Annotated in this window: 24 protein-coding genes and 1 pseudogene; 15 read left to right on the forward strand and 10 right to left on the reverse strand. The window is 73.6% G+C overall.

Features of this window, described 5'->3' with window-relative positions; all coding sequences use genetic code 11:
* Positions 1-82: 82 nt before the first annotated feature.
* Positions 83-1483: an MFS transporter gene (locus tag O7603_RS10770; protein WP_281575555.1), complete on the forward strand. Its 1401-nt coding sequence runs from the start codon at positions 83-85 to the stop codon at positions 1481-1483.
* A pseudogene (locus tag O7603_RS10775) lies at positions 1480-2486 on the forward strand (IS481 family transposase). The gene O7603_RS10770 and the pseudogene O7603_RS10775 overlap by 4 nt, the downstream one beginning before the upstream one ends.
* Here the strand turns inward: O7603_RS10775 and O7603_RS10780 are convergent.
* The gene (locus tag O7603_RS10780) at positions 2483-2929 is read right to left on the reverse strand and encodes a hypothetical protein (RefSeq protein WP_281575556.1); all 447 of its coding nucleotides are present in this window, start codon (positions 2927-2929) and stop codon (positions 2483-2485) included. The pseudogene O7603_RS10775 and the gene O7603_RS10780 overlap by 4 nt on opposite strands.
* A gap of 152 nt (positions 2930-3081) precedes the next feature.
* Between O7603_RS10780 and O7603_RS10785 the strand changes: the two genes are divergently transcribed.
* Positions 3082-3432 carry a DUF6401 family natural product biosynthesis protein gene (locus tag O7603_RS10785; protein WP_281575557.1) on the forward strand — a complete coding sequence of 117 codons (351 nt, stop codon included), beginning with the start codon at positions 3082-3084 and terminating at the stop codon, positions 3430-3432.
* 84 nt (positions 3433-3516) lie between these two features.
* On the opposite strand, the gene O7603_RS10790 is transcribed toward O7603_RS10785, so the two are convergent.
* Positions 3517-4380: a hypothetical protein gene (locus tag O7603_RS10790; RefSeq protein WP_281575558.1), complete on the reverse strand. Its 864-nt coding sequence runs from the start codon at positions 4378-4380 to the stop codon at positions 3517-3519.
* 299 nt (positions 4381-4679) lie between these two features.
* Between O7603_RS10790 and O7603_RS10795 the strand changes: the two genes are divergently transcribed.
* The 3 genes from O7603_RS10795 to O7603_RS10805 all read left to right on the forward strand — a co-directional run bounded on the left by O7603_RS10795 (position 4680) and on the right by O7603_RS10805 (position 8956).
* Complete coding sequence (locus tag O7603_RS10795) at positions 4680-6809, forward strand: SpoIIE family protein phosphatase (protein ID WP_281575559.1); 2130 nt, start codon at positions 4680-4682, stop codon at positions 6807-6809.
* A 42-nt stretch (positions 6810-6851) separates the two neighbouring features.
* Entirely contained in the window at positions 6852-7529 is a 678-nt protein-coding gene (locus tag O7603_RS10800; protein WP_281575560.1) for an HAD family hydrolase, read from the forward strand.
* Positions 7530-7663: 134 nt separating this feature from the next.
* Positions 7664-8956: a cation:proton antiporter gene (locus tag O7603_RS10805; RefSeq protein ID WP_281575561.1), complete on the forward strand. Its 1293-nt coding sequence runs from the start codon at positions 7664-7666 to the stop codon at positions 8954-8956.
* Positions 8957-8967: 11 nt separating this feature from the next.
* Here O7603_RS10805 and O7603_RS10810 read toward each other — a convergent pair whose 3' ends face one another.
* Positions 8968-9906: an FAD-dependent oxidoreductase gene (locus O7603_RS10810; protein ID WP_281576664.1), complete on the reverse strand. Its 939-nt coding sequence runs from the start codon at positions 9904-9906 to the stop codon at positions 8968-8970.
* A gap of 145 nt (positions 9907-10051) precedes the next feature.
* Here O7603_RS10810 and O7603_RS10815 point away from each other — a divergent pair, with 145 nt between their 5' ends.
* Positions 10052-10267: a DUF3072 domain-containing protein gene (locus tag O7603_RS10815; RefSeq protein ID WP_281575562.1), complete on the forward strand. Its 216-nt coding sequence runs from the start codon at positions 10052-10054 to the stop codon at positions 10265-10267.
* Positions 10268-10330: 63 nt separating this feature from the next.
* Here O7603_RS10815 and O7603_RS10820 read toward each other — a convergent pair whose 3' ends face one another.
* Positions 10331-10831, reverse strand: coding sequence for a metallophosphoesterase (locus tag O7603_RS10820; RefSeq protein ID WP_281575563.1), 501 nt, complete (start codon positions 10829-10831; stop codon positions 10331-10333).
* 191 nt (positions 10832-11022) lie between these two features.
* On the opposite strand from O7603_RS10820, the gene O7603_RS10825 reads away from it, so the two are divergent.
* Entirely contained in the window at positions 11023-11607 is a 585-nt protein-coding gene (locus O7603_RS10825) for a general stress protein (RefSeq protein ID WP_281575564.1), read from the forward strand.
* A 589-nt stretch (positions 11608-12196) separates the two neighbouring features.
* Here O7603_RS10825 and O7603_RS10830 read toward each other — a convergent pair.
* Together O7603_RS10830 and O7603_RS10835 are read right to left on the reverse strand one after the other, a co-directional pair.
* Positions 12197-12793 (reverse strand): DUF1684 domain-containing protein, encoded by a 597-nt coding sequence (locus O7603_RS10830; RefSeq protein ID WP_281575565.1) that lies wholly within the window; start codon positions 12791-12793, stop codon positions 12197-12199.
* Positions 12794-13269: 476 nt separating this feature from the next.
* Positions 13270-13800: a GNAT family protein gene (locus O7603_RS10835; RefSeq protein ID WP_281575566.1), complete on the reverse strand. Its 531-nt coding sequence runs from the start codon at positions 13798-13800 to the stop codon at positions 13270-13272.
* A 156-nt stretch (positions 13801-13956) separates the two neighbouring features.
* On the opposite strand from O7603_RS10835, the gene O7603_RS10840 reads away from it, so the two are divergent.
* The 3 genes from O7603_RS10840 (at position 13957) to O7603_RS10850 (ending at position 17341) form a co-directional block, all read left to right on the forward strand.
* Complete coding sequence (locus O7603_RS10840; RefSeq protein ID WP_281575567.1) at positions 13957-14439, forward strand: MarR family transcriptional regulator; 483 nt, start codon at positions 13957-13959, stop codon at positions 14437-14439.
* Between the two features lie 9 nt (positions 14440-14448).
* Complete coding sequence (locus O7603_RS10845) at positions 14449-15435, forward strand: pirin family protein (protein WP_281575568.1); 987 nt, start codon at positions 14449-14451, stop codon at positions 15433-15435.
* 289 nt (positions 15436-15724) lie between these two features.
* Positions 15725-17341 carry a phospholipase D-like domain-containing protein gene (locus O7603_RS10850; protein WP_281575569.1) on the forward strand — a complete coding sequence of 539 codons (1617 nt, stop codon included), beginning with the start codon at positions 15725-15727 and terminating at the stop codon, positions 17339-17341.
* On the opposite strand, the gene O7603_RS10855 is transcribed toward O7603_RS10850, so the two are convergent.
* Entirely contained in the window at positions 17312-18046 is a 735-nt protein-coding gene (locus O7603_RS10855; protein ID WP_281575570.1) for a hypothetical protein, read from the reverse strand. The genes O7603_RS10850 and O7603_RS10855 overlap by 30 nt on opposite strands.
* A 389-nt stretch (positions 18047-18435) precedes the next feature.
* Between O7603_RS10855 and O7603_RS10860 the strand changes: the two genes are divergently transcribed.
* Positions 18436-19263: a SigB/SigF/SigG family RNA polymerase sigma factor gene (locus tag O7603_RS10860; protein ID WP_281575571.1), complete on the forward strand. Its 828-nt coding sequence runs from the start codon at positions 18436-18438 to the stop codon at positions 19261-19263.
* A gap of 140 nt (positions 19264-19403) precedes the next feature.
* On the opposite strand, the gene O7603_RS10865 is transcribed toward O7603_RS10860, so the two are convergent.
* The 3 genes from O7603_RS10865 to O7603_RS10875 all read right to left on the reverse strand — a co-directional run bounded on the left by O7603_RS10865 (position 19404) and on the right by O7603_RS10875 (position 22216).
* Complete coding sequence (locus O7603_RS10865; RefSeq protein ID WP_281575572.1) at positions 19404-19994, reverse strand: GNAT family N-acetyltransferase; 591 nt, start codon at positions 19992-19994, stop codon at positions 19404-19406.
* Positions 19991-21517, reverse strand: a complete 1527-nt coding sequence (locus O7603_RS10870; protein ID WP_281575573.1) for an APC family permease — start codon at positions 21515-21517, stop codon at positions 19991-19993. Before O7603_RS10870 ends, O7603_RS10865 begins: the two co-directional genes overlap by 4 nt.
* Positions 21518-21589: 72 nt before the next feature.
* The gene (locus tag O7603_RS10875; protein WP_281575574.1) at positions 21590-22216 is read right to left on the reverse strand and encodes a GPP34 family phosphoprotein; all 627 of its coding nucleotides are present in this window, start codon (positions 22214-22216) and stop codon (positions 21590-21592) included.
* Between the two features lie 141 nt (positions 22217-22357).
* Here O7603_RS10875 and O7603_RS10880 point away from each other — a divergent pair, with 141 nt between their 5' ends.
* The 3 genes from O7603_RS10880 to hrpB are packed head-to-tail and all read left to right on the forward strand — an operon-like array spanning position 22358 to position 26129.
* Complete coding sequence (locus tag O7603_RS10880) at positions 22358-23200, forward strand: helix-turn-helix transcriptional regulator (protein ID WP_281575575.1); 843 nt, start codon at positions 22358-22360, stop codon at positions 23198-23200.
* Between the two features lie 43 nt (positions 23201-23243).
* On the forward strand, positions 23244-23444 hold the full coding sequence (locus O7603_RS10885; protein WP_281575576.1) for a DUF397 domain-containing protein: 201 nt from the start codon (positions 23244-23246) through the stop codon (positions 23442-23444).
* Between the two features lie 30 nt (positions 23445-23474).
* Complete coding sequence (hrpB, locus tag O7603_RS10890; protein WP_281575577.1) at positions 23475-26129, forward strand: ATP-dependent helicase HrpB; 2655 nt, start codon at positions 23475-23477, stop codon at positions 26127-26129.
* Positions 26130-26149: the final 20 nt, after the last annotated feature.

A 26149-nucleotide genomic window follows, 5' to 3' on the forward strand; every position in this document is an offset into this window, starting at 1 on the left:
GGTGCGGTCGCACCGGTCGAACCGAAGGCACGGAAAGCGGAGGGTCTCGTCTCGACGAACCGTCTCACCATCGAGGAGATCCATGCCCGACCTCTCAACCCGTGCCCCGCAGCTTGTTCAGCGTCGACCCACGCCACAACTTGTGGGCATCTCGCTGGCCTACTTCATGGTGCTGCTGGATACCACCGTGTTGGCCGTGGCCGAGCCCGACATCATGTCCTCACTGCACACCGACGTCGTCGGCGTCGGGTGGGCAACCACCATCTACACGATGGCGCTGGCCTCCGCTCTGGTCTTCGGCGGCAGTCTGGTCGACCGCTGCGGGGCCTACGGGGTCTTCATCATCGGAGTGATCGGCTTCGGTCTCGCATCTTTGGGCTGCTCGCTCGCGCCCACCCTGGCAGTGCTGCTGGGATATCGGGCGCTGTTGGGGCTGTTCGCCGCAGCCATCATCCCGAGCTCTCTGAGCCTGATCGCCAGCCTGTATCCCGACCCGGCGCGCCGCGGGGGCGCGATCAGCGCATGGGCCGCGATCAGCGGCGTCGCGATGGCGGCCGGCCCTGTGCTGGGCGGGTGGCTCATCGCGGTCGATGATTGGCGAGCAGTCTTCGTCATCAATGCTCCGATGGCCCTCGCCGTCCTGGCGCTGTGCCGCACGACGATCGCCAGCAGCCGGCACGCACGCGCCGTCTCCTGGCTCCCGCACATCGCTCTGGCGGCAACGCTGGCCACCGCAACGCTCGCTATCACCCAGGCCGGCCAACGCTCCTGGTTACTGGCGGCTGTCTGCGGTCTGGTCGCCGTCGGCCTCGGGTACGGAACCACCGCGGTCGATTACAGCTCGCCGGCACCGCTGGTCCCGGCTGCCCTGCGTCGCAATCGCGCGGTGTGGACCGCGTTCGGGTGGGGGGCCGCGGTCAACTACGCCCTGACGACCGTGATCTTCTCCATCCCGCTGCTGCTCAACACCACCGCAGTGGGGGCTGGAGCCACGCTGTTGCCAATGACCCTGCTGGTCGCCGTGAACCCGCTGCTCACCGGGCGCATCGTCGCCGCGCGCGGGCCGCTGCGGCCGATCCGCATGGGCTTCATCGTCTTCCCGGTCGGGTTGTGCCTGGTCGCGGTTGCGATCGCCGATCATCACCAGTCAGTCGTCCTCGCCCTCGGGCTGCTGCTCTGCGGTCTAGGGGTGTCGTGGACCCTTCCCGCGCTGGTCGGCTTCGCGGTCAGCCACGCCGATCCCGAGGCCACCGGATCGGTCGGTGGCATCCTGAATGCCACCCGACAGGTCGGCGCCACCATCGCGGCCGCCGTCGCCAGCGCCCTCCTGACTCACAGCCATGACGACACCGTCGCGTTCGTGCCGTTCCTGATCGCCGGGTCAATCTGCGTGCTCAGTCTCACTACCGCCGCGACCCACCGGGTCGCCCGCGCGAGGAAGCCAGCCGCGAGCGGGGCGAGCGCGACGGACCACCCGGCATGACTCACGCCAACGCCCCTCTGTCGATAGAGGGCCGTCGCCGGCTCGTCGAGCGCTGCCGAACCAGGCCGATCGCGCACGACGCAGCGGAGATGGGGATCTCGCGGGCCTGCGCCTCGAAGTGGGTCAACCGCTACCGACGTCACGGCGACCTCGGCCTGATCGATCGCCCCTCAACGCCGATCCATCAACCGACCGCCACCCCCAACGAGGTGATCACGCGGCTCGAACAGATGCGGCGCGCTCACAAGTGGTCGGTCGCCCGCATCACCCACGAACTCGCAGCCGACGGTGTCGTGATCTCGCGACGAACGGTCACTCGTCACCTGGCGGCACTCGACCTCAACCAGCGCCGCCTCATCGACCCCAACGGCGAGGTCAACCGCGAGCTCCGCAAAATCATCGCCCGGCGACCAGGACACATGGTGCATGTCGACGTGAAGAAGGTCGGCCGGATCCCCGACGGTGGTGGCTGGCGCGCCCACGGTCGAGGAAGTGATCAAGCGAAGGCTGCTGAACGGATCAAGACGAAGACCAAGCGGCGTGGATACGTCTACCTTCACTCAGCGATCGACGGCTACTCCCGGCTCGCCTACACCGAAGCGTTCCCCGATGAGAGGGCCGTCACCGCAATCGCGTTCATGCATCGTGCTCGGGTCTGGTTCGCCGCACACGGCATCACCAGGATCGAGCGCATCGTCACCGACAACGGCGCCTGCTACCACGCAGATGCCTTCGCCCGGGCACTCTTCGGATCGCGCCATCAACGGATAACGCCGTACACGCCACGCCACGCCACAAGGGCAAAGTGGAGCGCTAGAACCGGATCATCTCCGAAGAGTTCCTCTACGCCCGGACCTGGACCTCAGAGGGCCAGCGCCGAGACGCCCTCAAGGTCTGGAACATCCACTACAACTACCACCGACCTCACGGCGCAGCCGACGGTCAGCCGCCAGCCTCGCGGCTACGCCAGGGCGTCACCAACGTCATGGCCTCGTACACCTAGCCGGCGGCGCCCGGGCGCGCCTCGTGCCCCGCGCGGCCCTGGGTCCGTCGCCGCTCCTTCATCTCCGCCTCGTAGAGGTGGCGCCGACCACCGACCAACTGGTCGCGGGCGTGCCGGTCCAGCTCGCGGAAGAGCGCGTCGTAGCCGTCGTCGAAGTCCTCGACGATCTGGAAGGTCCACCGGCCGGCGATCACGTTGCGTCCCAGCAGCTCGGTGGAGATCCGTTCGGCGATCTCCGGGTGCCCGGCGGCGCGGAACATCTCCACCGCGTCGTCCAGCATCAGGTCGGCGTGCCCCACCAGCTGGTGCAGCGAGTAGAGGTGACCACGGACCCGCTCCACGCACTCCAGCGCCTCACTCAGCTTGCCGAGCGCCGCCACGGTCTCGTCGCTGACCCCGGCGGGCCGGCGGTGCCGCTCGTCGGGCCCGTCCTGACGCGTCATCCCTGCCTCCCTATCTGCTGCCATGCCCGTCCGGGCGGTTCCACCGCCGGCCGCCTGGTCTCCTCGGGCCGCGGCGGCCGACCCGTGGTCGACCACACATCGCCCGAGCGGCCGAGGTCGACCGGGCCCGGGGTTGGCTAGCCTCGTTCCCCATGCGTGTGCCGTTCAACCGGGTCGCCTCCCGTGCCGCCGTCGACTCGGCGCGGTCCACCCTCGCCGCCCTAACCGTCTCCGTCGGCGCCGACGGGCTCACGGCCGCGGCCGAGCGGCCCGGCCTGCTCGCGATGGTCGACCAGCACGCGGCCGCGGTGCGGGACAGCCTCGACGGAGACCGCCGGCCGCTGACCGTGGCCGCCCTGGCCGGCTACGCGGAGGGCGTCCGGGCGGCCGCGCTGGAGCACGACTGGCGGCCGCCGACCGGGCCGGCCGACTGGTCCGCGCCGGACTGGGTGCTCACCCGGCTGCTCGCGGTCTGCGCGCTGGCCCGTCCGCTCGCGCGCTGACGCCCGCCGGGACGATCCGGTACGACGCGGGGAGGGCGCCCGCGCCGCGCGCGGACCCCTCCCCCGGTCGTCGTCCAGCCGTTCCTACGGGCGGAACTGCTGCGTTTCGTCCACGGTGCCGGACTGGTAGGTGCCGGTCCCGCCGGCCATCGTCGCCTGCCGCGCCTCCCGCGCCGCCTGGGTGCGCTCGGCGCCCGTCCGGTCGGCCATCTGCCGCTCGACGTCGCCGCGTCCGGCCGCGGCGGCCCGCCGGTGCTGCTGCACCGCCCGGGACTCCTCGGCCGCCCGGTCCAGCCAGCGGTCCCACCGGGCCTGCATCGGCCGGACCAGACCGCCGCCGACACCGACGACGAGGATGCCGGCCACCGTGGCCAGGAACGCGATCAGCACCGGCGTGGTCACCGTGGTCGCGATGCCCACCTGGTTCAGCGCCGCGATGATGCCCAGGGCGATGATGAAGATCGCGGTCAGGTCGGCGAGGACCCGGCCGTACGAGAGCCCGCCCAGCGCGCCGCTGACCAGGTCACGGACGGCGTTCGCGATCGCGGCGGCCACGACCACGATGATGATCGCCACGAAGGCGCGCGGCAGCCAGGCCACCACGCCGCGGATCAGGTCACTGATCGCGTTCGGTCCCCAGACCCCGAAGGCGAACTGCAGGGTGAACAGCAGCACCGCGTAGTACGCGAGCTTCGCCAGGATGTCGCTGGCGTCGTACTTGCTGCGTTCCAGGGCTCGCTTGATCCCGCCCCGCTCCACCGCCCGGTCGAAGCCCAGCCGTTCCAGCACCGTGTCCACGACCTTCAGGACGACCCGGGCGATGATCCACCCGACCACCAGGATCACGATGAAGGCCACGGCCTTCGGGACGAAGAGCAGCACCTCCCGCCACGCGTCGGAGACGGCGTTGCCGATATCCACCTGTTGCACCGCGAGGGTTTTCCGCATGTTGTCCCTCCCTGTCACGTGCGCTCTGCGTCGCTCGGCTTACCCGGTCACCGCATTCACACGCCGCGCGGTTGGGGGCGATTTTTCCGACAAGTCACTCGATAAATGCCCTGACCCGCCCGAACGGGGCGGCCGGACGCCGCGTCGGCGACGGCCGGCGCGAGCTCGGCAAGCCCACGCGGAGTTCCCCGGCACCGCCGGCCGGCCGGTCGCCGGCCCGCCGTGCCGCCCCGGACGGAGGTGCGACGCACCGCACATGATCGGAAACAGTCGACGCCTGCTCGGGCTAGGCTGCGGGCATGCCAGGAACGGTCGGGCGAGTCCCCACGCCACCAGCTCCGGTGTCCGGAGCACCAGCCGGGGCCGGCGCCGCGAGCGTGGTCCTCGGCCACGACTGGACCGGCACCTCGCTCGGCCCACGGCAGGCGTGGGACCCGGCCGTACGCGCGGTCGTCGAACTCATCCTGGCCTCGCCGGTGCCCATGGCCCTCGCCCACGGCGACGACCTCGTCCTGCTCTACAACGACGGCTACGCCGAGCTCATCGGCGAGAAGCACCCGGCCGCGGTCGGGCGGCCCGCCGCCGAGGTATTCCCCGAGCTGTGGCGGCTGCCCGGCGTGGGGGAGGCGGTCGAGCGGGTCTACCGCGACGGCGCGACCTTCCTGGAGAAGGACAGCACACTCCCGCTGGTGCGTGGCCGCAGCGGTGTCGCCGAGCAGGCGGTCTTCACGCTCGGCTACTCCCCCGTCCGGGACAACGGGGGGCGGATCGTCGGCGTGCTCACGGTGGCGGCCGAGACCACCCACGTCACCCAGCAGCTGCAGAGCCTCAGTGAGGTGGCCGCCGCCCTCGCCGGCACCCTCACGCTGGACGACGTGGCGCGGGTCGCGCTGCGGTACGCGATCACCGCCTTCGACGCCGACCGGGTCGCCTTCGCGGTCGACGAGGGCGGCGGCGGGTGGCGGATGGTCCGCCGGATCCGGGGCGAGCTGATGGACGAGGCCGACGAGCGGCTGCCGCCGCTGTGGCGGCGTACCGCCGTGGACTGGCCGGACCCTCTGCTCCGGGCCGCCGGGACGGGCGCGCCGCTGTTCCTCGGCGCCGGTCAGCCTCTGCGGGAGGCCGCCGCCGACCGGCACGACCAGAAGATCGTGTCGTTGGCCGCGGTGCCGCTGCGGGCGGCCGTCCTCCGCGGCGGGCTGTCGGTCGGTCACCAGGCCCCGCGCCTGTGGTCGGCCGCCGAGCGCGCACTGCTGGCCGCCTCGGCGGAGCTGATCGGCCAGGCGGCCGAACGGGCGCGCCGCTTCGAGACGCAGCACGGCACCGCCCAGCTGTTGCAACGCAGCATGCTGCCGGAGCACCTGCCGGACCTCCCCCGGCTGCGCATCGCCGCCCGCTACGACCCGGGCGTCGACGGCAACGCGGCCGGCGGTGACTTCTACGACGCCTTCCTGCTGCCGTCCGGCCGGCTCGGCGTCGTGCTCGGCGACGTGGCCGGGCACGACGTGCAGGCCGCCGCCCGGATGGGGCAGGTCCGGGCCGCGCTGCGCGCGCTGGCGCTGAGCGACCCACGTCCGGACCGGGTGCTCGCCGGGCTGGACCGGCTGGTCAGCAGCCTGGGCGCCGAGGCCGGCACGCACGAGCTGTTCGTGACCGTGGTGTTCGGCGTGGTCGACGCCGAGCGGCAGGAGCTCACCCTGGCGAGCGCGGGGCACCCCGCACCGCTGATCCGCCGCTGCGCCCCGGACGACCGGCCGTACGCCGAGTTCATCGAACTGCCGGTCGGCGCCCCGCTGGGCCTCGGCTCCCGGCCGACCACCGGCACCGTCCCGTTCGCGCCGGGGGACACGGTGCTGCTGTTCAGCGACGGCGTGGTCGAGCGGCGGCGGCAGAGCCTCAGCGCCGGCCTGGGAGCGCTCGCCGACGCCGTCGCCGACGCGGGCAGCGGTGACCCACGGGCGCTGTGCGCGGTGGCCACCGCGGCGGTCTCCGGCACCACCGAGGACGACGTCGCCGTGCTCGCCGTCGAGCACGCGCTGAAGCCGAGCCGCTCGGCGAGCATGGAGGTGCCCGCGGAGCCGACCGCGCCGAGCCGGGTACGGCACTGGATGACCGCGCAGCTCGGCGAGTGGCAGGTGCCGGAGGCGGTGGTCGGCGCGGCCGTGCTCTGCACCAGCGAGTTGACCACCAACGCGCTGCTGCACGCCGGCACCGCCGCCCGGGTGGAGATCGACCTCAGCGCGGAACGGCTGCTCGTCTCGGTGGCCGACTCGGGCACCCGGGGCACGGTCACCCGGGCCCAGACCGACACGCTGAGCAGCCGGGGCCGGGGCCTGGGGCTGATCGAGGAGCTCAGCGACGCCTGGGGGACGGATCCGACCGTACGCGGCTCGACCGTCTGGTTCGAGATTCTCCTGCCCACCGACTGAGCTCGTGCGTCACCCGGCCCCGGTGCGGGTAGGAGGAGCGCCATGGCTACCGACACGCCCGCCGGCGTCCTGTTCGACGTCGACGGCACCCTGGTCGACACCACCTATCTGCACACCGTGAGCTGGTGGGAGGCACTGCGCCAGACCGAGCGGCCGGTGCCGATGGCGAGCGTGCACCGCGCCATCGGGATGGGCTCCGACAAGCTGCTCGATCATCTGCTCGGCCCGGAGCGGGACCGGGACGCCGACGGGAAGCTGCGCGACGCGCACGACACCCTCTACGGCGAGTACTGGGAGCGGCTGACGCCGCTGCCCGGGGCCGCCGACCTGCTGCGTGCCTGCGCCGAGCGGGGGCTGCGGGTGGTGCTCGCCACCTCGGCCGCCGAGCAGGAGGTCGCCGCGCTGCGTCGCGCGCTGGCGGCCGACGACGTCATCGAGGCGGTCACCTCCTCGGCGGACGCGAAGCAGAGCAAGCCGGCGCCGGACATCCTGGTCGCCGCGCTGGACCAGTCCGGGCTTACCGCCGAGCGGGTCGTGTTCGTGGGCGACTCGGTCTGGGACGTCGCCGCCGCCGGGAGGCTCGGCATCCCCTGCGTCGGTCTGACCTGTGGCGGCACCAGCCGGGGCGAGTTGGCCGGGGCCGGCGCGGTGGCCGTCTACGACGACCCGGCCGCGCTGCTGGCGACGCTCGACGACTCGCCGGTGACCCGGCCGAGGTAACGGCCGCCGGCACGGCCACCACGTACGCCGACAGTTCGGATTGCCCGCGCCGCGGACGCATGGCCGGGACGCTCCGGGGGCAAGATCTGTCACCACCTGCCCGCGCGTCGCGGGCGCGGTCGGAAGGTGGTGCGGTGGACCCGGTAGACGTCGCGTTCGCGCTGGTGGGCCTCGGAGCCCTGCTCGCCGGCATCCTCCCCCGGGTGCTGGAGCGACGCCCGCTCTCCATGCCGATCGCCTTCCTCGGCCTCGGCATGGTGGTGTTCCTGCTACCCACCGGCCTGCCGACCCCCGATCCGCTGGAGCATCCCGAGCTGACCACCCACCTGACCGAGATCGGGGTGATCGTCGCCCTGATGGGCGCCGGGCTGAAGATCGATCGTCCGCTGAGCTGGGCCCGGTGGTCGTCCACCTGGCGGCTGCTGGCCATCGCGATGCCGCTCTGCATCGCCGCGGTGGCCCTGCTCGGCTGGTGGTGGGCCGGCCTGGTGCCGGCCGCCGCCCTGCTGCTCGGCAGCGCGCTCGCCCCGACCGACCCGGTGCTCGCCTCGGACGTGCAGGTCGGCGAGCCGACCGACGTGGAGGATTCGGAGGACGAGGTGCGCTTCGCGCTCACCTCGGAGGCCGGGCTGAACGACGGGCTCGCGTTTCCGTTCGTCTACGCGGCGGTCGCCATCGCCAGCACGAGCCTCGCCCCGCGCGACTGGCTGGCCCGGTGGTTCGCCGTGGACGTGCTGTGGAAGGTGGCGATCGGTGTCGGCGGCGGTCTGCTCATCGGCTGGCTCCTCGGCAAGCTCTTCTTCCACGCCCCGAGCCAGCTGCGGCTGGCCCGGCACGCCGAGGGGTTCCTCGCGCTGGCCGCCACGTTCCTGGCGTACGGGTTGGTCGAGGTGGCCGGCGGGTACGGCTTCCTGGCGGTCTTCGTGGCCGCCCGGGCGATCCGGGCCGCCGAGCGGACCCACGAGTTCCACTCGGTGCTGCACGACTTCGCCGAGCAGGTCGAGCGGCTGCTCACCGTCCTGCTGCTGCTGCTCTTCGGCGGGGCCGTGGTGGGCGGGCTGCTCGGCCCACTGACCTGGCCGGCCGCGGCGGTCGGGCTGGCGCTGGTCTTCGTGGTCCGGCCGCTGGTCGGCTGGCTGTCGCTGCGCGGCGCGCCCGGCCGCCCGGCCGAGCACTGGGTGATCTCGCTGTTCGGCATCCGCGGCGTCGGTTCGTTCTACTACCTCGCGTACGCCACGGCCGAGGCCGACTTCCCGCAGGCGGACCTGCTCTGGGCCACCGTCGGGCTGGTGGTGGTCGTCTCGGTGGTGGTGCACGGCATCGCGGCGACCCCGGTGATGCAGCTGCTCGACCGGGCCGGCGAGCGCACCGCCGACCCGGCGCGGCGGCGGGCCGACGAACCCGTCGTCACCGCCGCGTCGGGCTGACCCCGGCCGCGTCAGGTCAGCCGCTCCACCAGCGCACGACCGAGGTCCCGCCCGGAACGCCAGGCGGTCTGCACCCGGGGCGCGCCGTACGCGTCGCCGGCCAGCCCGATGCCGTCCGCGTCCAGGTGGTACATGGCGTCGGCCGGGACGGTGACCGGCTTCGCGTACGTCCAGCGGTGCACGTGCACGTGCTCCGCCGGCTCGGGCAACGCCAGCAGGTCCCGGACCGCCTCCTCGATGGCCGGCCCGGCACCGGTCGGCTGGGCCAGGTGCCCGGCGGCGAACTCCGGCGTGGTGTGGGCGACCAGCACCGGTGCGCCGTCGCCGCGCCGGTCCCCGTCGTCGCAGACCGTGGCCAGTAGAGGGTGGTCGTTGACGAACGCGCCCCGGAAGTCCGCCCAGCATCGGGACGGGAAGCGCAGCACCCCGGCCAGCGACGGCGACCAGCGCTGCGCCTGCGCGGCGAGGGTGGCGGCGGCCAGCGCGGGGTCGAGCAGCAACGCGGCCTGGGGGCCGGGCATGGCCAGCGCGACCGCGGCGCACGCGTCGCCGTCCACGGCGGGGCCCGGCTCGACCATGAGCACCAGCCGGTCGACGGCCACCGGCAGGTCGCGGGCCAGGTGTTCGACCAGTGAACGGAGCCCTCGTGGCGCCGCCCAGCGCATCGGGCCGGCCACCTCGCGCCGGCCGTCCCGCCCGTACGCCACGAAGGTGTCGGTCCACTCCCGGACCAGCCCGACCGCGCGCCAGCCCTCGACGACGGCCGCGAAGTCCGGGTCGCTGACGGTGAAGTAGGCGGCGCCGGTGTCGGCCGGTCGCCCGTCGAAGCGTTTGCTGGCCATCCGGCCGCCGGGCACGTGCGCCCGCTCGCGGATCCGCACCGGCACCCCGGCGCGGGCCAGCTCGGCCGCGCACGCCACGCCGGTGATGCCGGCTCCGACCACCACCACGCCCGACCGGTCCGCGCTCACGCCGCCGATGGTAAGCGCCCGCACCCCCGCGACCGCGGTATGCCGCCGCGCGGCGTCCGGGCCGGTGGCATGAACCGGCGGCGATCGGGGTATTGGCACGCCTGTTCGAAGAAAGGTGGAGATCATGACGGACCGCAGCAACGACCGGGCCAATCCGGAGGCCGCGATCAAGGACCCGGACGAGTGGGTGACCGGCGCGGAGCCGCCGACCGCGGCACAGGAGTCCTACCTGGCCACGTTGGCCCGGGAGGCCGATGCCGAGGTGCCGGAGGGGCTCACGAAGGCGGAGGCGTCCAAGCGGATCGACGAACTCCAGGAGGAGACCGGTCGCGGCCAGTGACCGCGACGCGGGCCGACCGGCTGGGCGGCTTCGCCCCGCCGTGGCGGTCGCCGGTAGCGCGGGTCAACGCGGCGGAAGGCGGTGCAACTCGACCCGGTCGAGCCGCCCCGTCGCGACCCGCGCGGTCAGGTAGGTGGCGTACGGCTGCGACCGGCGGTCCGTCGGCGAGCCCGGGTTGAGCAACCGCAGCCCGCCCGGCGCCCGGGTGTCCCACGGGATGTGCGAGTGCCCGAAGACCAACAGGTCGGCGTCGGGGAAGCGGGCGGCACAGCGCTCCTCCCGCCGGGTGCGCGCCCCGGTCTCGTGCACCACCGCGACCCGCAGCCCGTCGAGGTCCACCCGGGCGACCTCCGGCAGCCGGGCGCGCAGCCGCGGGCCGTCGTTGTTGCCGTACACGCCGATCAGCCGACGGGACCGGGCCAGCATCGCGTCGAGCAGTGACTCGTCGACCCAGTCGCCCGCGTGCAGCACCGCGTCGGCCTCGTCGATCGCCGCCCAGAGCGGCGCGGGCAGGTCCCGCGCCCGTTTCGGCACGTGGGTGTCCGCGGTGATCACCAGACGCATCTCCCCATTCTTCCGCCGCGGCGGCTCCGGGTCACGTCAGTGCCGTTGTCCACGGGTCCCCTGCGGCGCCCCATGTCCCGTCGGGCGCGCACCGGGCGTTCGCCACCAGTTCGGCCCGACCTCCAGGCGGGGCCCGCGCGTTATGGCGCGGCGGGGGCGGGAAACCGGGCGGCTGACGAGGGGGGAAGCTCATGACCAGTTCTTCGGGACCGGCCGCCGGCTGGCGATCGGGCATGCCCGGCGGTGACCTGCTCCCGTCCGGTCCGGCGGGCCGGCCGTCGACACCCGGCGACGGGCACGGCCCGGAAAGCGGACCGCCCACCGTGACGATCGGGTCCTATCCGGACTATCCGTCCGCTCAGCGGGTGGTCGACTATCTGGCGGACAACCGGTTCCCGGTGGAACACACCGCCATCGTCGGCACGAACCTCACGCTGGTCGAGACCGTGCTCGGCCGGATGACGACCGGACGCGCAGCCCTGGTCGGCGCCGGCACCGGCGCCTGGTTCGGGCTCTTCATCGGCCTGCTCTTCGGCATCTTCACGGTGGGCAACTGGATCGCCGTGATCATCGTCGGGCTGGTGATCGGCGCGATCTGGGGTGCGGTCTTCGGCGCGGTGGCCCACGCGATGAGCGGCGGGCAGCGCGATTTCACCTCGGCCAGTTCGTTGCGGGCCGGTCAGTACGCGGTCATCGTCGACGCGAACCTGGCCGACCAGGCCCGACAGCTGCTGGGCCGGCTGCACATGACCGCGCCCAACCCGGCGGCCCGCTGACGCCGACGGCGCGACTCCACCCCGGCGCGACCACAGCGCCGGGGTGGACCGGTGGACCTTCGTCCGTCACCCGTCGCACGCCAGCACACCCGGGCTGGCGGCCATCCTCCCACGGGGTTGCAACACCCTCCGACGTGCCGTGTGAACAGGCCCCTGCCGGGCCCGGGAGGCCAAAAGAACCCCGGCCAGGCGCCCGCGGGGGTTGTTAACCGCTCAGATTGGCTCTCAGGCTGTTTCTACGGGGATTAGCGGCCTCTGCGTGTACGCCACCCGGGAAGTGTTGCCCGTGGCACGTCCCGCCAGGTTCCGAGGCAGCAGCATCGTCACCTGCACCCCGTCCTCAACCGTGGTCTTAGCTACCGCAGCGTCGTAACCGTCCGGCCGGTCAATCAGGCCGAACCGCACCGGGCCGCCCTTGTGCGCCGCGACCTCAACCCGGATACCCGACTCCTTGAGTAGCCGGTGCCGCTCCTGTTCGTCCGCAGTCGCCCAACGATCCGCGTACGTAACCCCGGTGCCAACCTCGCGCACAGACGGGGCAGCCTCCGGGATAGCCGCCAGCGACGGCACGCCGCACCGTCCCGCTACGTCAACAGTCGCGGTCCAAGTAGTCCAGCTCCCCCGCCCGGATGGGCACGTCAACCCGGTTCTCCTCGGGAGCGAGCGGGCAGGCGTATGAACAACTGTATGCACAGGAGGGGTTGTAGAGGTAGTTCGGGTCGAGCCTGACCCGGTCACCGGCCAGCAGGGTCAGCCCCCGGCCGAACGTGCCCTTCACCGTGTCGGTGAGGTATCGCCCGCCCCCGTAGCTGTCCCGCCCGCAGGTGGCGTCGCGCAGCGGCACGAACAGCCCGCCGCCGTACGCGGCGATCCACCAGAGAGTCAGCGGACCCCAGGGAGTGTCCGCGACGGCGATCCGGCGGTAGTTGATCACGCCGTCCGGGCCGCCGGTGTCGATGGCGAGCTCGCCGTCGACCGGCCGCAGCGGCGCCTCGACCACGGCCGTGGGATCCGGCGGGTAGTAGCGCAGTCCGGTGAATCCGGACCGTCGGGCCGGCGGGATGGGGCTCTGCGGGTGGTCGGCGAAGAGCCGGTCACGCTCCGCGCGGAATCCGGGCAGGTCGACGTCCGAGAGGTAGAGCCGTGCGATGCGTTCCCGCCAGTCGAGCAGGTCGAGGTCGTCCACCCACCGAGCCTAGTCCGCCCGGCGCCGGTGCCGACGGACGCTCCCCGGGCCGGGCCGGCCGCAGCGATACCGGCGGAGTCGGGCCGCCCACAGGAGCCGGACTGTTCGTCCTTTCGAGCCTTTAGAGCTGATGTCGTAAACGAATCAGGCGTGAACGGATCAGACCTGCACGGACCAGACCTGCTCGGATCAGGGCCGATGTCGTAAACGACTCAGCCCTAAAGGACGCACACCCCGGCGGGGCACCGGCCGCATCGCTGGCACGCGCCACCACCGCGGACCGCACGTGTCGCCGCCATGCCAAGCCGCACCGCAGGGCAGGACGGGTTGATCGACTCCGTGTCGCCGACATGGCGGCCTCCAGATTGCTGGGATGCCCCGTTTGGCCCCCGCGGAGCCGATCATCCCGTCTGCGCTGGACGAACCAACTCTCCCAAGGAGCCATCGCACCGCAGGGCCGGCGAGCCGGCAGGCCGTCAGCGGTCGGTCGCCAGCCGGGCGTGCAGGTGCTCGTCGTGCCGGCGGCCGTCGCCGTACCGGTAGGACTCACGCAGGGTGCCCTCGGCGGCGAAGCCGGCCCGCTCGGCGACCCGACAGGAGGCCGGGTTGGCCGTCGCGTGACACAGCTCGATGCGGTGCAGCCCGAGCGTGTCGAAGGCCCAGTGGGTGAGGCGGCCCACCGCCCGCGACGCGACCCCCCGGCCACGTGCCGCAGGGACGGTCCAGTAGCCGATCGAGGCGGTCTCGCCGGTGATGTGGTGCAGCGACACCGACCCGAGCAGCGCGCCGTCGGCCGCGGCGGTCACCGCCAGTGAGACGTGGTCACCGGCGGACCAGTCCGCCCGGCGGCGGACCCAACGCAGCGCGGAGGTGTCGTCGACCGGCCCACCCTGCGGGTTCCACCGGGCGATGGCCGGGTCGCGCAGCGCGTCGCGGACGGCCGGCGCGTCCGCCTCCCGCCAGGGACGCAGCAGCAGGCCGGGCGTGGTCAGTTCCACATGCTCCACGCCGCGCAGTCTGGCATACCGGCGCGTCGGGTGCGCCGCCCCCGCACCCGCCACGTCCTTCAAACCTGCACCACCCGCCCGAACGCCAAGAAAGCCGTGATGGACGCGACCCCACGGCGTACTAGTTAAATTTTGAAAGAGTGCTAGTCTGGGGACGTGACCGAGAGCCTGGACAGTGCCCGACTCGCCGCCTGGCGGGCATACATCGAGGCCAGTCAACGGCTGTACACCCAGCTGGAGGACGACCTGCGCGCGGACAGCGACCTGACCTTCGCCGACTACCACGTGCTGGTGCTGCTCTCCGAGGTGCCCGGCCAGCGGCTGCGGATGGGCGAGCTGGCCAACAGGTTGGTCTTCTCCCCCAGCCGGCTCACGTACCAGATCTCCTCCATGCAGCGGCGTGGCCTCGTCACCCGACAGCCCTGCCCGGACGACCGTCGGGGCAGCGAGGCGGTGCTCACCGCCGCCGGGCTGCTGACCCTGCGGGAAGCCGCACCCCACCATCTGGCGTCGGTGCGGGCCCACCTCATGGACGACCTCGACGACGACGAGGTCGCCTGCCTCACCCGGGTCTTCGAGCGCCTCGGCCACCGCCTGCGGGCGGCCCGGGACGAGTCGACCACCCACGCCACGAGTTAGGAGCCACCGATGCCCGCGATCACCGTCGACAACGTCCTCGTCCTGCCCCGCCTGCCGCGGCTCGACGAGTCCACCGCCTTCCGGCCGGTCCGCCGGCTGACCACCGCGCCGAGCGGCTTCGAGGGCGAGGGCTTCCCGGTGCGCCGGGCCTTCGCCGGCGTGCCGATGACCGAGTTGGACCCGTTCATCCACCTCGACCAGATGGGCGAGGTCGACTACGCGCCGGGTGAGCCGAAGGGCACCCCGTGGCACCCGCACCGCGGCTTCGAGACCGTCACCTACATCATCGACGGCATCTTCGACCACCAGGACTCGCACGGTGGCGGTGGCACCATCACCGACGGCGACACGCAGTGGATGACCGCGGGCAGCGGGCTGCTGCACATCGAGGCGCCGCCGGAGCATCTGGTGATGAGCGGCGGGCTGTTCCACGGCACGCAGCTGTGGGTCAACCTGCCCAAGGTGGCCAAGATGAACCCGCCGCGCTACCAGGACATCCGCGGCAAGGAGTCGGCGCTGCTCACCACAGCGGACGGTGGCGCGCTGATCCGCGTGATCGCCGGCGAGATCGCCGGGCACCAGGGGCCGGGCTCGACCCACACCCCGATCACCATCAGCCACGTCACCGTGCAGCCGGGCGCGCAGGTGGACCTGCCCTGGCGGCCGGACTTCAACGCCCTGGTCTACGTGCTGGGCGGTCGCGGCACGGTCGGCACCGACCGACGCCCGGTGCACACCGGGCAGCTCGCGGTGCACGGGCCGGGCGACGCGCTCCGCTTCGCGGCGGACGCCCGGCAGGACACGCACACCCCGGCGCTAGACCTCTACATCATGGGTGGTCAGCCGATCCGGGAGCCGGTCGCGCACTACGGCCCGTTCGTCATGAACACCCGGGACGAGCTGCTCCAGGCGTTCGAGGACTACCAGGCCGGCAAGCTCGGCGTCATCCCGGCCGAGCGGCTGCCGCACACCGGCGGCCAGGGGCCGCGCCCCTGAGTCCCACGCGGGCGGCGGGGTCTCGCACCCCGCCGCCCGTGCCGCATGGCGGGTCAGGAGACGGCGAAGATCCCGGCCACCCCGAGGATCACCATGACCAACACCGCCACCAGCGCCCCCCGTTCACCCTCCACCGCCGGCTCGCGGTGCTCGGTCAGGGGATTCGTCATCTCGCCGGGCATGCTGGGGCCTCCTGGTCAGTTCGCGTCGGATTCGGGCGGTGCGCCGGGCACGTCACCGGTGTGCCGGCCGGCGTGCGGACCCACGGCGGGGGTCCTACCGTGAGGACGTGGTCGACCTCGGGAGGGATGGAACAGCGCCGCAGCGGGACTGGTTTCTCACCGCGGCCGAACGCGCCAACCCGGTATCGGAGTTACCCGTCTGGGCCGACGGAAACCTGGCCGAGCCGTTAATTCACGGCGCGGCCTACTTCGACCGGCTGGTCACCGAGGTGGAGGCGCTGGTCGCCGGGGACCACCTCTTCTTCACCGACTGGCGGGGCGACCCCGATCAGCTCATGCGCCCCGACGGCCCCACGGTGGCCCAGCTCTTCGCCCGGGCGGCGCAGCGCGGCGTCGTCGTCAAGGGTCTGATCTGGCGGTCGCACCTCGACGCCCTCGCCTACAGCGAGAAGGAGAACCGCGACCTCGGCGAGACGATCTCCGCGGCCGGCGGCGAGGTGCTGCTCGACCAGCGGGTCCGCCGCGGCGGCTCGCACCACCAGAAGCTGGTGGTGTTACGCCACCCGACGGCGCCGGAGCGGGACGTCGCCTTCGCCGGCGGGATCGACCTGTGCCACAGCCGCCGGGACGACGCCGGGCACCGGGGCGACCCCCAGGCCGTCGCGATGTCCGCCCGCTACGGGCCGCGCCCGCCCTGGCACGACGTGCAGCTCGCGGTGCGCGGGCCGGTGGTCGGCGCCCTGGACACGCTGTTCCGGGAACGGTGGACCGACCCGATGCCGCTGGACTCGGAGAACCCCATGGCCTTCCTGCGGGACCGGCTGCGCGGCGCCGACCTGCGGCCGGACCCGCTGCCGGCGCAGCCGGCCGATCCCCCGCCGTGCGGGCCGCACCGCATCCAGGTGCTGCGGACCTACCCGGCCGTGCGGCCCCGCTACTCCTTCGCCCCGGACGGGGAACGCACGGTGGCCCGCGGGTACACGAAGGCGGTGCGCCGGGCCCGCCGGCTGATCTACCTGGAGGACCAGTACCTCTGGTCGAGCGAGGTCGCCGACCTCTTCGCCCGCGCGCTGCGGGACAACCCCGAGCTGCACCTGGTCGCGGTGGTGCCGCGCCATCCGGACGTCGACGGTCGGCTGGCGCTGCCGCCGAACATGGTGGGCCGGGAGCAGGCACTCGCGCTCTGCGAGCGGGCCGCGCCGGACCGGGTGCACGTCTTCGACCTGGAGAACCACGCGGGCGACCCGGTCTACGTGCACGCCAAGGTCTGCGTCGTCGACGACGTCTGGGCCAGTGTGGGCAGCGACAACTTCAACCGCCGTTCGTGGACGCACGACAGCGAACTCTCCTGCGCAGTCCTCGACGACACCCGGGACGACCGGGCGCCGACCGACCCGGCCGGCCAGGGTGACGGGGCACGGGTCTTCGCCCGGGAGCTGCGGCTGCGACTCTGGCGCGAGCACCTGGACCGGGATCCGGACGGCGGGGAGGACGCCGACCTGCTCGACCCGGCCGACGCGGTCGCCGCCGTCACCGCCGCCGCCGACGCCCTCCAGCGGTGGCACGACGGCGGGCAGGTGGGTCGCCGGCCGCCCGGCCGGCTCCGGCCGCACCGCCCCGAGCGGCTGGCGTGGTACACCCGGGCCTGGGCGCTGCCGGTGTACCGGTTGGTCTACGACCCGGACGGCCGACCGCTACGCGCCCGCCGCGCCGGCACCTGGTGACGCGCCCACCAGCTCGCCCGGCAGCCCGGCCTCACCGGGGTGGACCGTCAGCCCGCCGGGGTAGGCGAAGGAGGCGCGCGGGGAGTAGAAGCCCCACGAGATGACGAGCGGGTTGGCCGGGCGGAGCGCGTACAGCGGATGCTCCGGTTCCAGGAACTCCACCGACTCGATTTCGAACGGGGTCACCGGCTCGGCCAGATAGGCGTAGACCGAGCTGAGAAGCTGCCCGTTGCGCCGGGTGAAGTAGCGGTGGTGTCCGCTGCTCATGACGTGGCCGGTGTCGCCGACCCGGCAGCGCGCCCGGATCACCGGGACACCGTCCAGCTCGGTCTCGGCGACCAGTGCGCCGTCGTGCACGTCGATGACGGTCCGGCCGAGGTGCCCGGGCGCCCCGCGGGCCTCGGCGTACGCGAGCACCCGCGGACTGGACGCGACGTAGTGCGTCCACCAGCCACCCGGGCTGACGGCGCCGGGAGCGTCCACTCCGCTCAGCGACACGCCCAGGTAGGTCAGGCTGTAGGCGCCGAGGCCCGAGGTCTGGGCTTCGTCGTCGACCACGTACTGGTTCAGGAAGACCTGCCGATCCGGGCGGGGACGCAGCCCGGTCGGCACCAGGTCGGCGACCGCGCCCGGATCCGCCGGCAGCCAGCTGAAGTAGAGGGTGCGGCTGTTCACGACGATCTGGGGAGCGGCAGGGTCGAGCACGGCGCCTCCATCCCGATGGGTCTCCAGACGAAACTACGGCTGGTCCCGTACACGGGACAAGGGCGGAAAGTCGACAATGCCGCCCTCCTGTCGGGTTCGGCGTCGACCGCTCGGCCCCGGTCGCTATCCGTCCGGATGCCGACGGGGAGATGTCCGGGCGGCGGCGGGTGGGCCGTCCGAACCGGTAACGACGCTCACAACTCGTCACCGTACGCCCGCACCTGTGCCTGATTCGGCCTGGAACATGATGTTAAATCACATAAGCACATCAGCCGTTCGGCTAGATTTCCGCGAGACGATCAGGTTAAGGTGAGTCCCGAACGGCCCATACGAAGCTAAACCAAAGCGTCACGTGTTTATCCGCGGACGAGGTGCAGGGAGGACCACCCATGACCGCGCCAGCGATCACAGAGAAGACGACGGGCACGACGCCCACCACGACGGAGAAGCTCGACCCCCGGTCGCTCTCCGACAGCGCCGCCGACCTGCTCAACGCGATGGCCGCGCTGCCGGCCAACCACCCGTCGCGCGCCGCGATGCGCGACCGGGCGATCGAGGCGTGGCTGCCGCTCGCCAACCACCTCGCCCACCGCTACAGCGGCCGGGGTGAGCCGACCGACGACCTGGCCCAGACCGCCGCCGTCGGTCTGATCAAGGCCATCGACAAGTTCGACCCGACCCGCGGCGTCGACTTCGCCGGCTACGCCATCCCCACCATCATCGGCGAGCTCAAGCGACACTTCCGCGACCGCACCTGGGACATCCGGGTGCCCCGCCGGCTGCAGGAACTGCGGCTGGCCATCTCCGACGCGAACAGCTCACTGCTGCAGACCCTGGGCCGCTCGCCCACGGTCGCCGACATCGCCGCGCATCTCAAGCTCACCGAGGAAGAGGTCCTGGAAGGCCTGGAAGGCGCCCGCGCGTACAACGCGGTCTCGCTGTCCACCCCGACCGGCGACGGTGACCGCGCCACCGAACTCGGCGACATGCTCGGCGGCGAGGACAGCGAGTTCGAGCTGGCCGAGCTGCGGGTCGCCCTCGGCCCCGCGCTGGCCACCCTCGACGAGCGCGAGCAGAAGATCCTCACCCTGCGGTTCTACGGCAACCTGACCCAGTCGCAGATCGCCGAGCAGATCGGTGTCTCGCAGATGCACGTCTCCCGGCTGCTGGCCCGGGCGCTGACGAAGCTGCGGGGGCAGCTCGACGGCACGTACTAGGGATGAAGGTGGAAGGGGTGGTGGCCGGGTCGGTCGACCCGGCCACCGACCCGTCCGGGCCACCCCCCGACGTCACGCGAACGTGACAACGGTGCGGTCGGGCCGCTCCCCCGGCGAAAGCGGCCCGACCGCGTACGCGGTCAGACCACCGGCTCCCGCCACATCGGCCAGAACGGCGTGCCGTCCGGCAGCCGGAAGGGCTCGTCGACCCGGTAGCCGTGCCGTGCGTACAGGTCGCGGCTGCCCTCGCTGCTCGCCTCCAGGTAGCCCGGCATCCGGTGGGCGTCCAGCCAGGCGTGGTGGTGGCGCAGCAGCGCCGTGCCCAACCCCTGCCCCTGCCGTTCCGGTGCCACCGCGAGGAACGCGAGGTGGTGGTGGTCCGGGTGCGGGTGGTTGGCCTCGAACAACTCGTCGAGGTGCTGGAACCGGTCGGTCCACTCGCCGCAGGCGGCCGCCAGCCGGGCGTCGTAGTTCTCCGGCGGCGGGGCCGGGTCACCGACCGACGGGAACCAGACGGCCACCCCCGCCCGGTCGGCCGTTCCGTAGACCAGGCCGTGCCGCATGGCGTGGCCCACCAGGATCTCGAAGTTGCCGGCGAGCACCGCCTCCCGCTTCCCGGCGTCGGGCACCAGCCAGGCGGTGACGTCGAGGACCCTGAACGCCTCGGCGACACGCCCGGCGACCAGCTCCGTCTCCGCGGCCCCCAGCCGCTCGATCCGCACGTCGGTCACCGCGCCACCTCCGCGCCGGCCGGGGCCTCCCCGGCACGCGGCAGCGGCAGCGCCGCGCTCGCGGCGCTCTCCGCACCCAGGCCGATCCGGGCGTACGTGTCGGGCCGGCTGCCGCGCAGCACCAGCGCCCAGAGGACGCCGAGCAGCGCCGCGACCGGGTACGCGGCCGGGATCGCCCAGCGCAGGGGCGAGTCCGGCGCCACCCCGAGCAGGTCGGCGAAGTTCGCCACGGCCAGCCAGATGATGACCAGCAGTGCGACGGTGGCCAGGCCGGGCGCGACGGCCCGCCGCCACAGGGTCTCGCCCGCGCCACTGCGGGCGAAGAAGGCGATCACCGCGATCGAGGTGGTGGCGATCAGCAGCAGCACGCCGAACCCGCCGGCCGTCCCGCCCCAGAAGAAGAGCTTCACCACCGGGTCCCAGCCGTTCGCCGCGTAGAGCACGATCACCGCGAGGCCGAGGACGGTCTGGGCGAGCGAGGCCGCCCGCGGCGCGCCGGTGCGCGGCGAGGTCCGCCCGAAGGCCGCGGGCAGCACCCGCTCGCGGCCGAGCGCGAAGGCGTACCGGGCGGTGGTGTTGTGGAACGAGATCATCGCGGCCAGCACGGACGTGAGGAAGAGCACCTGGCCGATGGCGACGGCGTTGTCGCCGAGGTGCGCACCGGCCAGGTTGAAGATCAGCCCGACGCTCTGCTCCCCCGCCTCGTCGACGATCCGGTCCGGCCCGGTGGCCACCGTCATCGACCAGGACGAGAGCGCGTACAGCGCGGCGATGATGGCGACCGAGAGGTACGTGGCCATCGGCACCGTCCGCTTCGGATCCTTGCTCTCCTCGCTGAACACGACCGAGGACTCGAACCCGACGAAGCCGGTGGTGGCGAGGACCAGCAGCGCGCCGACACCGGGCACGAACAGGTTCTCTGGCGCGAGGGCGGCGAAGCTGACCCCACCGTCGGCCGGGTGGGTGAGCTGGCCCAGGTCGAAGACGAGGATCACCGCGATCTCGGCGATCAGCAGCGCCGCCAGTACCAGGCCGTTGATGTCCACGCGGAGCACGCCGAGCACCGCGACCAGCGCCCAGGCGACCAGGGCCACCACCCACCAGGCCGGGGTGATGCCGAAGAAGCGGTCCAGCACCGGCTCCGCCGCGACGCCGATCGTGCCGTAGAGCCCTACCTGGAGCGCGTTGTACGCGATCAGCGCCACCCAGGCGGCGCCGACCCCGGCCGGCCGCCCCAGGCCACGGGAGATGTACGCGTAGAAGGCGCCGGCATTGGCCAGGCGGCGGGCCATCGCCACGTAGCCCACCGAGAAGAGGGCCAGCACCGCGGCGACCACCAGGAAGGCCAGCGGGATGCCGGTCACCCCGATGACGCCGTAGCCGGTGGTGACCACGCCGGCCACCACGGTCAGCGGCGCGGCGGCGGAGAGCACGAAGAAGATCACGGAGGGGACGCCGAGGCGGCCCCGGGCCAGTGCCTCGGAGACGTTGCTCGGTCGTTCGGCGGTCGCTGTGGGGGGCATCTGCTACTCCGATTCCGGGGAAGGGGTGGGGGTGCCGGGATTCCGGGAGAAGCGGGTGGTGGGGGTGCCGGGTCAGGGGACGCCGCGCAGCACCGCCGCGCCGACCGCGGCCTCGGTGTGCGCGACCAGTTCCTTCAGCGGCGCGGGCAGCGCCGGGATGAGCACGTGGAGCCGGTGGTGTGCCCGCGGTCCGGCGCTCCACAGCACCTCGCGGGAGAGGCCGGCGGCGACCAGCAGGCCGAGCAGCAGCCCGTCCGGGACGCTCGGCGGCTCGGGTCGGTCGAGCAGGGCGCGCAGCCGGGTCGCCGGCCAGGCCACCGTGTTCAGGTCGACCGGCAGGTAGGTGACGGCGACGCGCAGCAGGCGCCGGCTCTCCTGGCGGCGCAGCACGCCGGCCCGGGCCAGCCGCTCCCCCACCGACGTCGTCGAGGTCTGGGCGAGGAAGCTCAGCCAGGTGCGCAGCTCCTGATGCTGCGGCTCGCCGACCAGTTGGTCGAGCACGGTGTGCGCGAGCGCGTCGGCCGGTGGGCGCCGGTCGACCACGGTGACCCGCCCGCCCGCCACCATCACGTGTCCGCGCAGGAGGAGTTCGCCGAGCAGCCCCGCGGCGAGGCCGATGCCGGTCGCGGCCGGGTGCAGCTTCGCCCTGCCCCGGCTGTCGTTGTGGGCGATCAGGAAGAACTCGTCGGCGGTGAGCAAACGGTCCTCCCGGGCGGGTGTCCACTGTGATCCGAGACCGGGAAAGGATGCACCCCGGGCATCCACTTTGCAACTCCCACTTTTGAAAGTTGCACTCCGTACTCGCGCGACCTGCGGATCTTGCCGTGGCAGACTCGCACGGTGACCGCCTCCCCCACCGTCCGCCGCCGCCGCATCGCCCGTGAACTCCGCCAGCTGCGCGAACGGGCGGGCATGACCCTCGATGTCGCCGCCCGCCAGCTCGACATGTCGAAGAGCAACCTGTCCCGGATCGAGAACGCGCAGATCGGAATCAAGCCGAGGGACGTCCGCGCCGCGCTCGCGCTCTACCAGGTGACCGGCGCCGACGCCGAGGCGCTCATCGAGATCGCCCGCGCCGCACAGCAGCGCGGCTGGTGGCAGAACTACAGCGACGTGCTGCCCGAGTGGTTCGAGTTCTACGTCGGGCTGGAGGCCGAGGCGGCCGAACTGCGCACGTACGAGGCCGAGTCGGTGCCCGGGCTGCTGCAGACCGAGGCGTACGCCCGGGAGATCTACCGCCGGACGGCCGGCGAGGAGGGCCTGGAACGCAAGGTGGCCGCCCGGCTGCACCGGCAGAACGTGCTGCGCCGGGAGAACCCGGTGCGGCTGTCGGTGGTGCTGAACGAGGCCGTTCTGCTGCGCCCGGTCGGTGGACCGGTCGTGATGGCCGAGCAGTTGGTCCACATGAGCAAAGCAGCGCAACTACCCAACGTGACGATCCAGGTACTTCCCTTCACCGCCGGCGGGCACCCGGCGATGAGCACCCCGTACGTCATCCTGAACTTCCCCGACGCCGCCGACGCGTCCGTGGTCTACCTGGACAACCTCACGTTGGGGCTGGCCTTGGAGGAGGCCGACCACGTACGCGGGTATAGCCTGCTGCACGAGGAGCTGTGTCGGATGGCACTGGATCCGGCGGCCTCGTTGGCCCGTGTGGCGGAGGCTGCTCGTAACTTTGCGTGACCGTGCGGGACGCGGCGCGCCGGCCCAGACGGGGGAACCGCGAATGACCGCGCTCGACCTGACCCGGGTGCCCTGGCGCACCAGCACCCGCAGCAGCGGCAACGGCAACTGCGTGGAGGTCGGCGCGGCCGCCGGTCGGATCGCCGTGCGGGACAGCAAGGACCGGCCCGGCCCGGTGCTGGTCTTCGCGCCGTCGGCCTGGCGCGCCTTCGTCGCCGGCATCGACGGGGTACGCCCCGACTGATCCCCGCCGGAGCCGGTGCGAGACTGGGCCGTGCTCTCGGACGTACACCTGGACCTGCCGGTGCGGTGCGCGCTGCCGGCGCTGGTCGCGGCGCTGCGCGCGGGCGGCGCCGCGGTCCTGGTGGCTCCGCCCGGCACCGGCAAGACCACCCTCGCTCCGCTGGCCGTGGCCGACCAGGTCGACGGGCGGGTGGTGATCGCCCAGCCCCGACGGGTGGCCGCGCGGGCGGCTGCCCGGCGGATGGCCGACCTGCTCGGCGAGCGGGTGGGCGGCCGGATCGGGTACGCGGTCCGGGGTGAGCGGCGGGTCGGCCCGGACACCCGGGTCGAGGTGGTGACCACGGGCCTGCTCGTCCGCCGCCTCCAGCACGATCCGGACCTGCCCGGCACCGGCGCCGTGCTGCTCGACGAGTGCCACGAGCGGCAACTCGACGCCGACCTCGCGCTCGCCTTCGCGGTGGAGGCGCGCGGTGCCCTCCGTCCCGACCTGTGGCTGCTGGCCATGTCGGCCACGCCGCAGGCGGACCGGTTCGCCGCGCTGCTCGGCGGGGCCGGCACCCCGGTGCCGATCGTGCGGGCCGAGTCGGCGCTGCACCCGGTGACCCGGATCTGGGCCCCGCCGCCCCGGCCGGTGACCGCGCCGGGGGCCGGCCCGGTCGACCGGGCCCTGCTCGACCACGTGGCGGCCACCGTCCGGCGGGCGCTGCGCGAGCGCGACGGCGACCTGCTGGTCTTCCTGCCCGGCGCGGGCGAGATCAACGCGGTCGCCGGCCGGCTGGCCGACCTGCGCGACACCGTGGCGGTGCTTCCGCTGCACGGCCGCCAGCGCGGCGCGGAGCAGGACGCGGCGCTGCGCGCACGACAGTCCTCGTCGGACACCGGAACGGACGCGACGGATCGGCGTCGGGTGGTGCTGGCGACCGCCATCGCCGAGACCAGCCTCACGGTGCCCGGGGTCCGGGTGGTGGTGGACGCCGGGCTGAGCCGGGTGGCCCGGATGGACCTGGCGCGGGGCCTCGGTGCCCTGGTCACCGTGCCGGTGGCCCGGGCGACGGCCACCCAGCGCGCGGGCCGGGCCGGCCGCGAGGCGCCCGGATACGTCTACCGGTGCTGGTCGGCTGCGACGCACGAGCGGCTGCCCGCCCAGCCGGAGCCGGAGATCGCCAGCGCGGACCTCACCGGCTTCGCCCTGGACCTGGCCGCCTGGGGCCACCCGGACGGCGTCGGGCTGGCGCTGCCCGATCCGCCGCCACCGGCCGCGATGGCGGTCGCCCGGGAGACCCTGACCGCGCTGGGCGCCGTCGACGCGGACGGCCGGGTCACCGGACGGGGGCAGGCGATCGCCGCGGCCGGCGCGCACCCCCGGCTGGCCCGGGCGCTGCTCGACGGCGCCGCCCGGGTCGGCGCCGACCGGGCCGCCGAGGTGGTCGCCGTGCTCGCCGAGGACACCGTCGCCGGCCCCGGCGACGATCTGACCGCCGCCTGGCGCCGGCTGCGCGCCGGCGACGATCCCGCCGCAACCGCCCGCTGGCGCGCCGAGGTACGTCGGTTGCGGGCCGCCCTGCCGGCAGCCGCCACGGGGACCGGTGCCAGCGGGCCGGACTCCACGGCGGACAGCGGGCGCGCCGTGCCGGTCGACGCGGCCGCGACCCGTCGGGCGGGCGCACCGGAGTCCGCCGGTGGCCGCGCCGGCCGGGACCGGCTCCCCGACGACCTGGCCGCCGGGCTGCTGGTCGGGCTGGCCCACCCGGAACGGCTGGCCCGGGCACGGCGTGCGGGCGGTTCGTCGTACCTGATGACCGGCGGCACCGCGGCGGAGCTGTCGCCCGGCTCGGGGCTGACCGGGACGGAGTGGCTCGCGGTGGCCGTCGCCGACCGCTCCCCCGGCGCGCCGACCGCCCGGATCCGGCTCGCCACTCCGCTGGACGAGGCCACCGCCCGGGAGGCGGGCGCGGCGCTGCTGCGCACCGAGCGGGAGGTCGGCTGGACCGGCGCGGACGTGGTGGCCCGCGAGGTGGTCCGGCTCGGTGCCGTCGAGCTGGCCGAGCGCCCGGTGGCCCGGCCCGACCCGGCCGAGGTCGGCGCGGCGCTGCTCACCGGGTTGCGCCGCAGCGGCCTGGGACTGCTGGAGTGGAACCCGGGGGCGCGGGCGCTGCGCGAGCGGCTGGCGTTCTGCCGGCAGGTGCTCGGCGACGAGTGGCCGGACGTCGGCGACGACGCGCTGCTCGCCGCCGCGCCGGTCTGGCTGGGCCCGGAGCTGGCCACCGCCCGACGCCGGGCCGACCTGGCCCGGGTCGACGTCGCCGCCGCGCTGCGCCGGCTGCTGCCCTGGGCGCAGGCCGCCCGGTTGGACGAGCTGGCGCCCGAGCGGCTCACCGTACCCAGCGGTTCCCGGATCCGGGTGGACTACGCCGATCCGGCGGCGCCCGTCCTGGCGGTGAAGCTCCAGGAGACCTTCGGCTGGCGGGAGGCGCCCCGGATCGCCCGCGGTCGGGTGCCGGTGCTGCTGCACCTGCTCTCGCCGGCCGGCCGGCCGGTCGCGGTCACCGCCGACCTGGCGTCCTTCTGGCGGGTGGGCTATCCGCAGGTCCGGGCCGAGCTGCGCGGCCGCTACCCGCGGCACCCCTGGCCGGAGGACCCGACCACCGCCGAGCCCACCCGGCGCGCCGCCCCGCGCCGGCGCTGAGAGGGCGGCCGCCGTCGGGC

The organism is Micromonospora sp. WMMD812 (assembly GCF_027497215.1).
GTDB lineage: Bacteria > Actinomycetota > Actinomycetes > Mycobacteriales > Micromonosporaceae > Micromonospora.

Excerpts from the sequence above, each read along its gene's own strand:
- O7603_RS10770 (WP_281575555.1), top strand. The coding sequence starts at position 83 with ATGCCCGACCTCTCAACCCGTGCCCCGCAGCTTGTTCAGCGTCGACCC.
- O7603_RS10780 (WP_281575556.1), bottom strand. The coding sequence starts at position 2,929 with ATGACGCGTCAGGACGGGCCCGACGAGCGGCACCGCCGGCCCGCCGGG.
- O7603_RS10785 (WP_281575557.1), top strand. The coding sequence starts at position 3,082 with ATGCGTGTGCCGTTCAACCGGGTCGCCTCCCGTGCCGCCGTCGACTCG.
- O7603_RS10790 (WP_281575558.1), bottom strand. The coding sequence starts at position 4,380 with ATGCGGAAAACCCTCGCGGTGCAACAGGTGGATATCGGCAACGCCGTC.
- O7603_RS10795 (WP_281575559.1), top strand. The coding sequence starts at position 4,680 with ATGCCAGGAACGGTCGGGCGAGTCCCCACGCCACCAGCTCCGGTGTCC.
- O7603_RS10800 (WP_281575560.1), top strand. The coding sequence starts at position 6,852 with ATGGCTACCGACACGCCCGCCGGCGTCCTGTTCGACGTCGACGGCACC.
- O7603_RS10815 (WP_281575562.1), top strand. The coding sequence starts at position 10,052 with ATGACGGACCGCAGCAACGACCGGGCCAATCCGGAGGCCGCGATCAAG.
- O7603_RS10820 (WP_281575563.1), bottom strand. The coding sequence starts at position 10,831 with ATGCGTCTGGTGATCACCGCGGACACCCACGTGCCGAAACGGGCGCGG.
- O7603_RS10825 (WP_281575564.1), top strand. The coding sequence starts at position 11,023 with ATGACCAGTTCTTCGGGACCGGCCGCCGGCTGGCGATCGGGCATGCCC.
- O7603_RS10845 (WP_281575568.1), top strand. The coding sequence starts at position 14,449 with ATGCCCGCGATCACCGTCGACAACGTCCTCGTCCTGCCCCGCCTGCCG.
- O7603_RS10860 (WP_281575571.1), top strand. The coding sequence starts at position 18,436 with ATGACCGCGCCAGCGATCACAGAGAAGACGACGGGCACGACGCCCACC.
- O7603_RS10870 (WP_281575573.1), bottom strand. The coding sequence starts at position 21,517 with ATGCCCCCCACAGCGACCGCCGAACGACCGAGCAACGTCTCCGAGGCA.
- O7603_RS10885 (WP_281575576.1), top strand. The coding sequence starts at position 23,244 with ATGACCGCGCTCGACCTGACCCGGGTGCCCTGGCGCACCAGCACCCGC.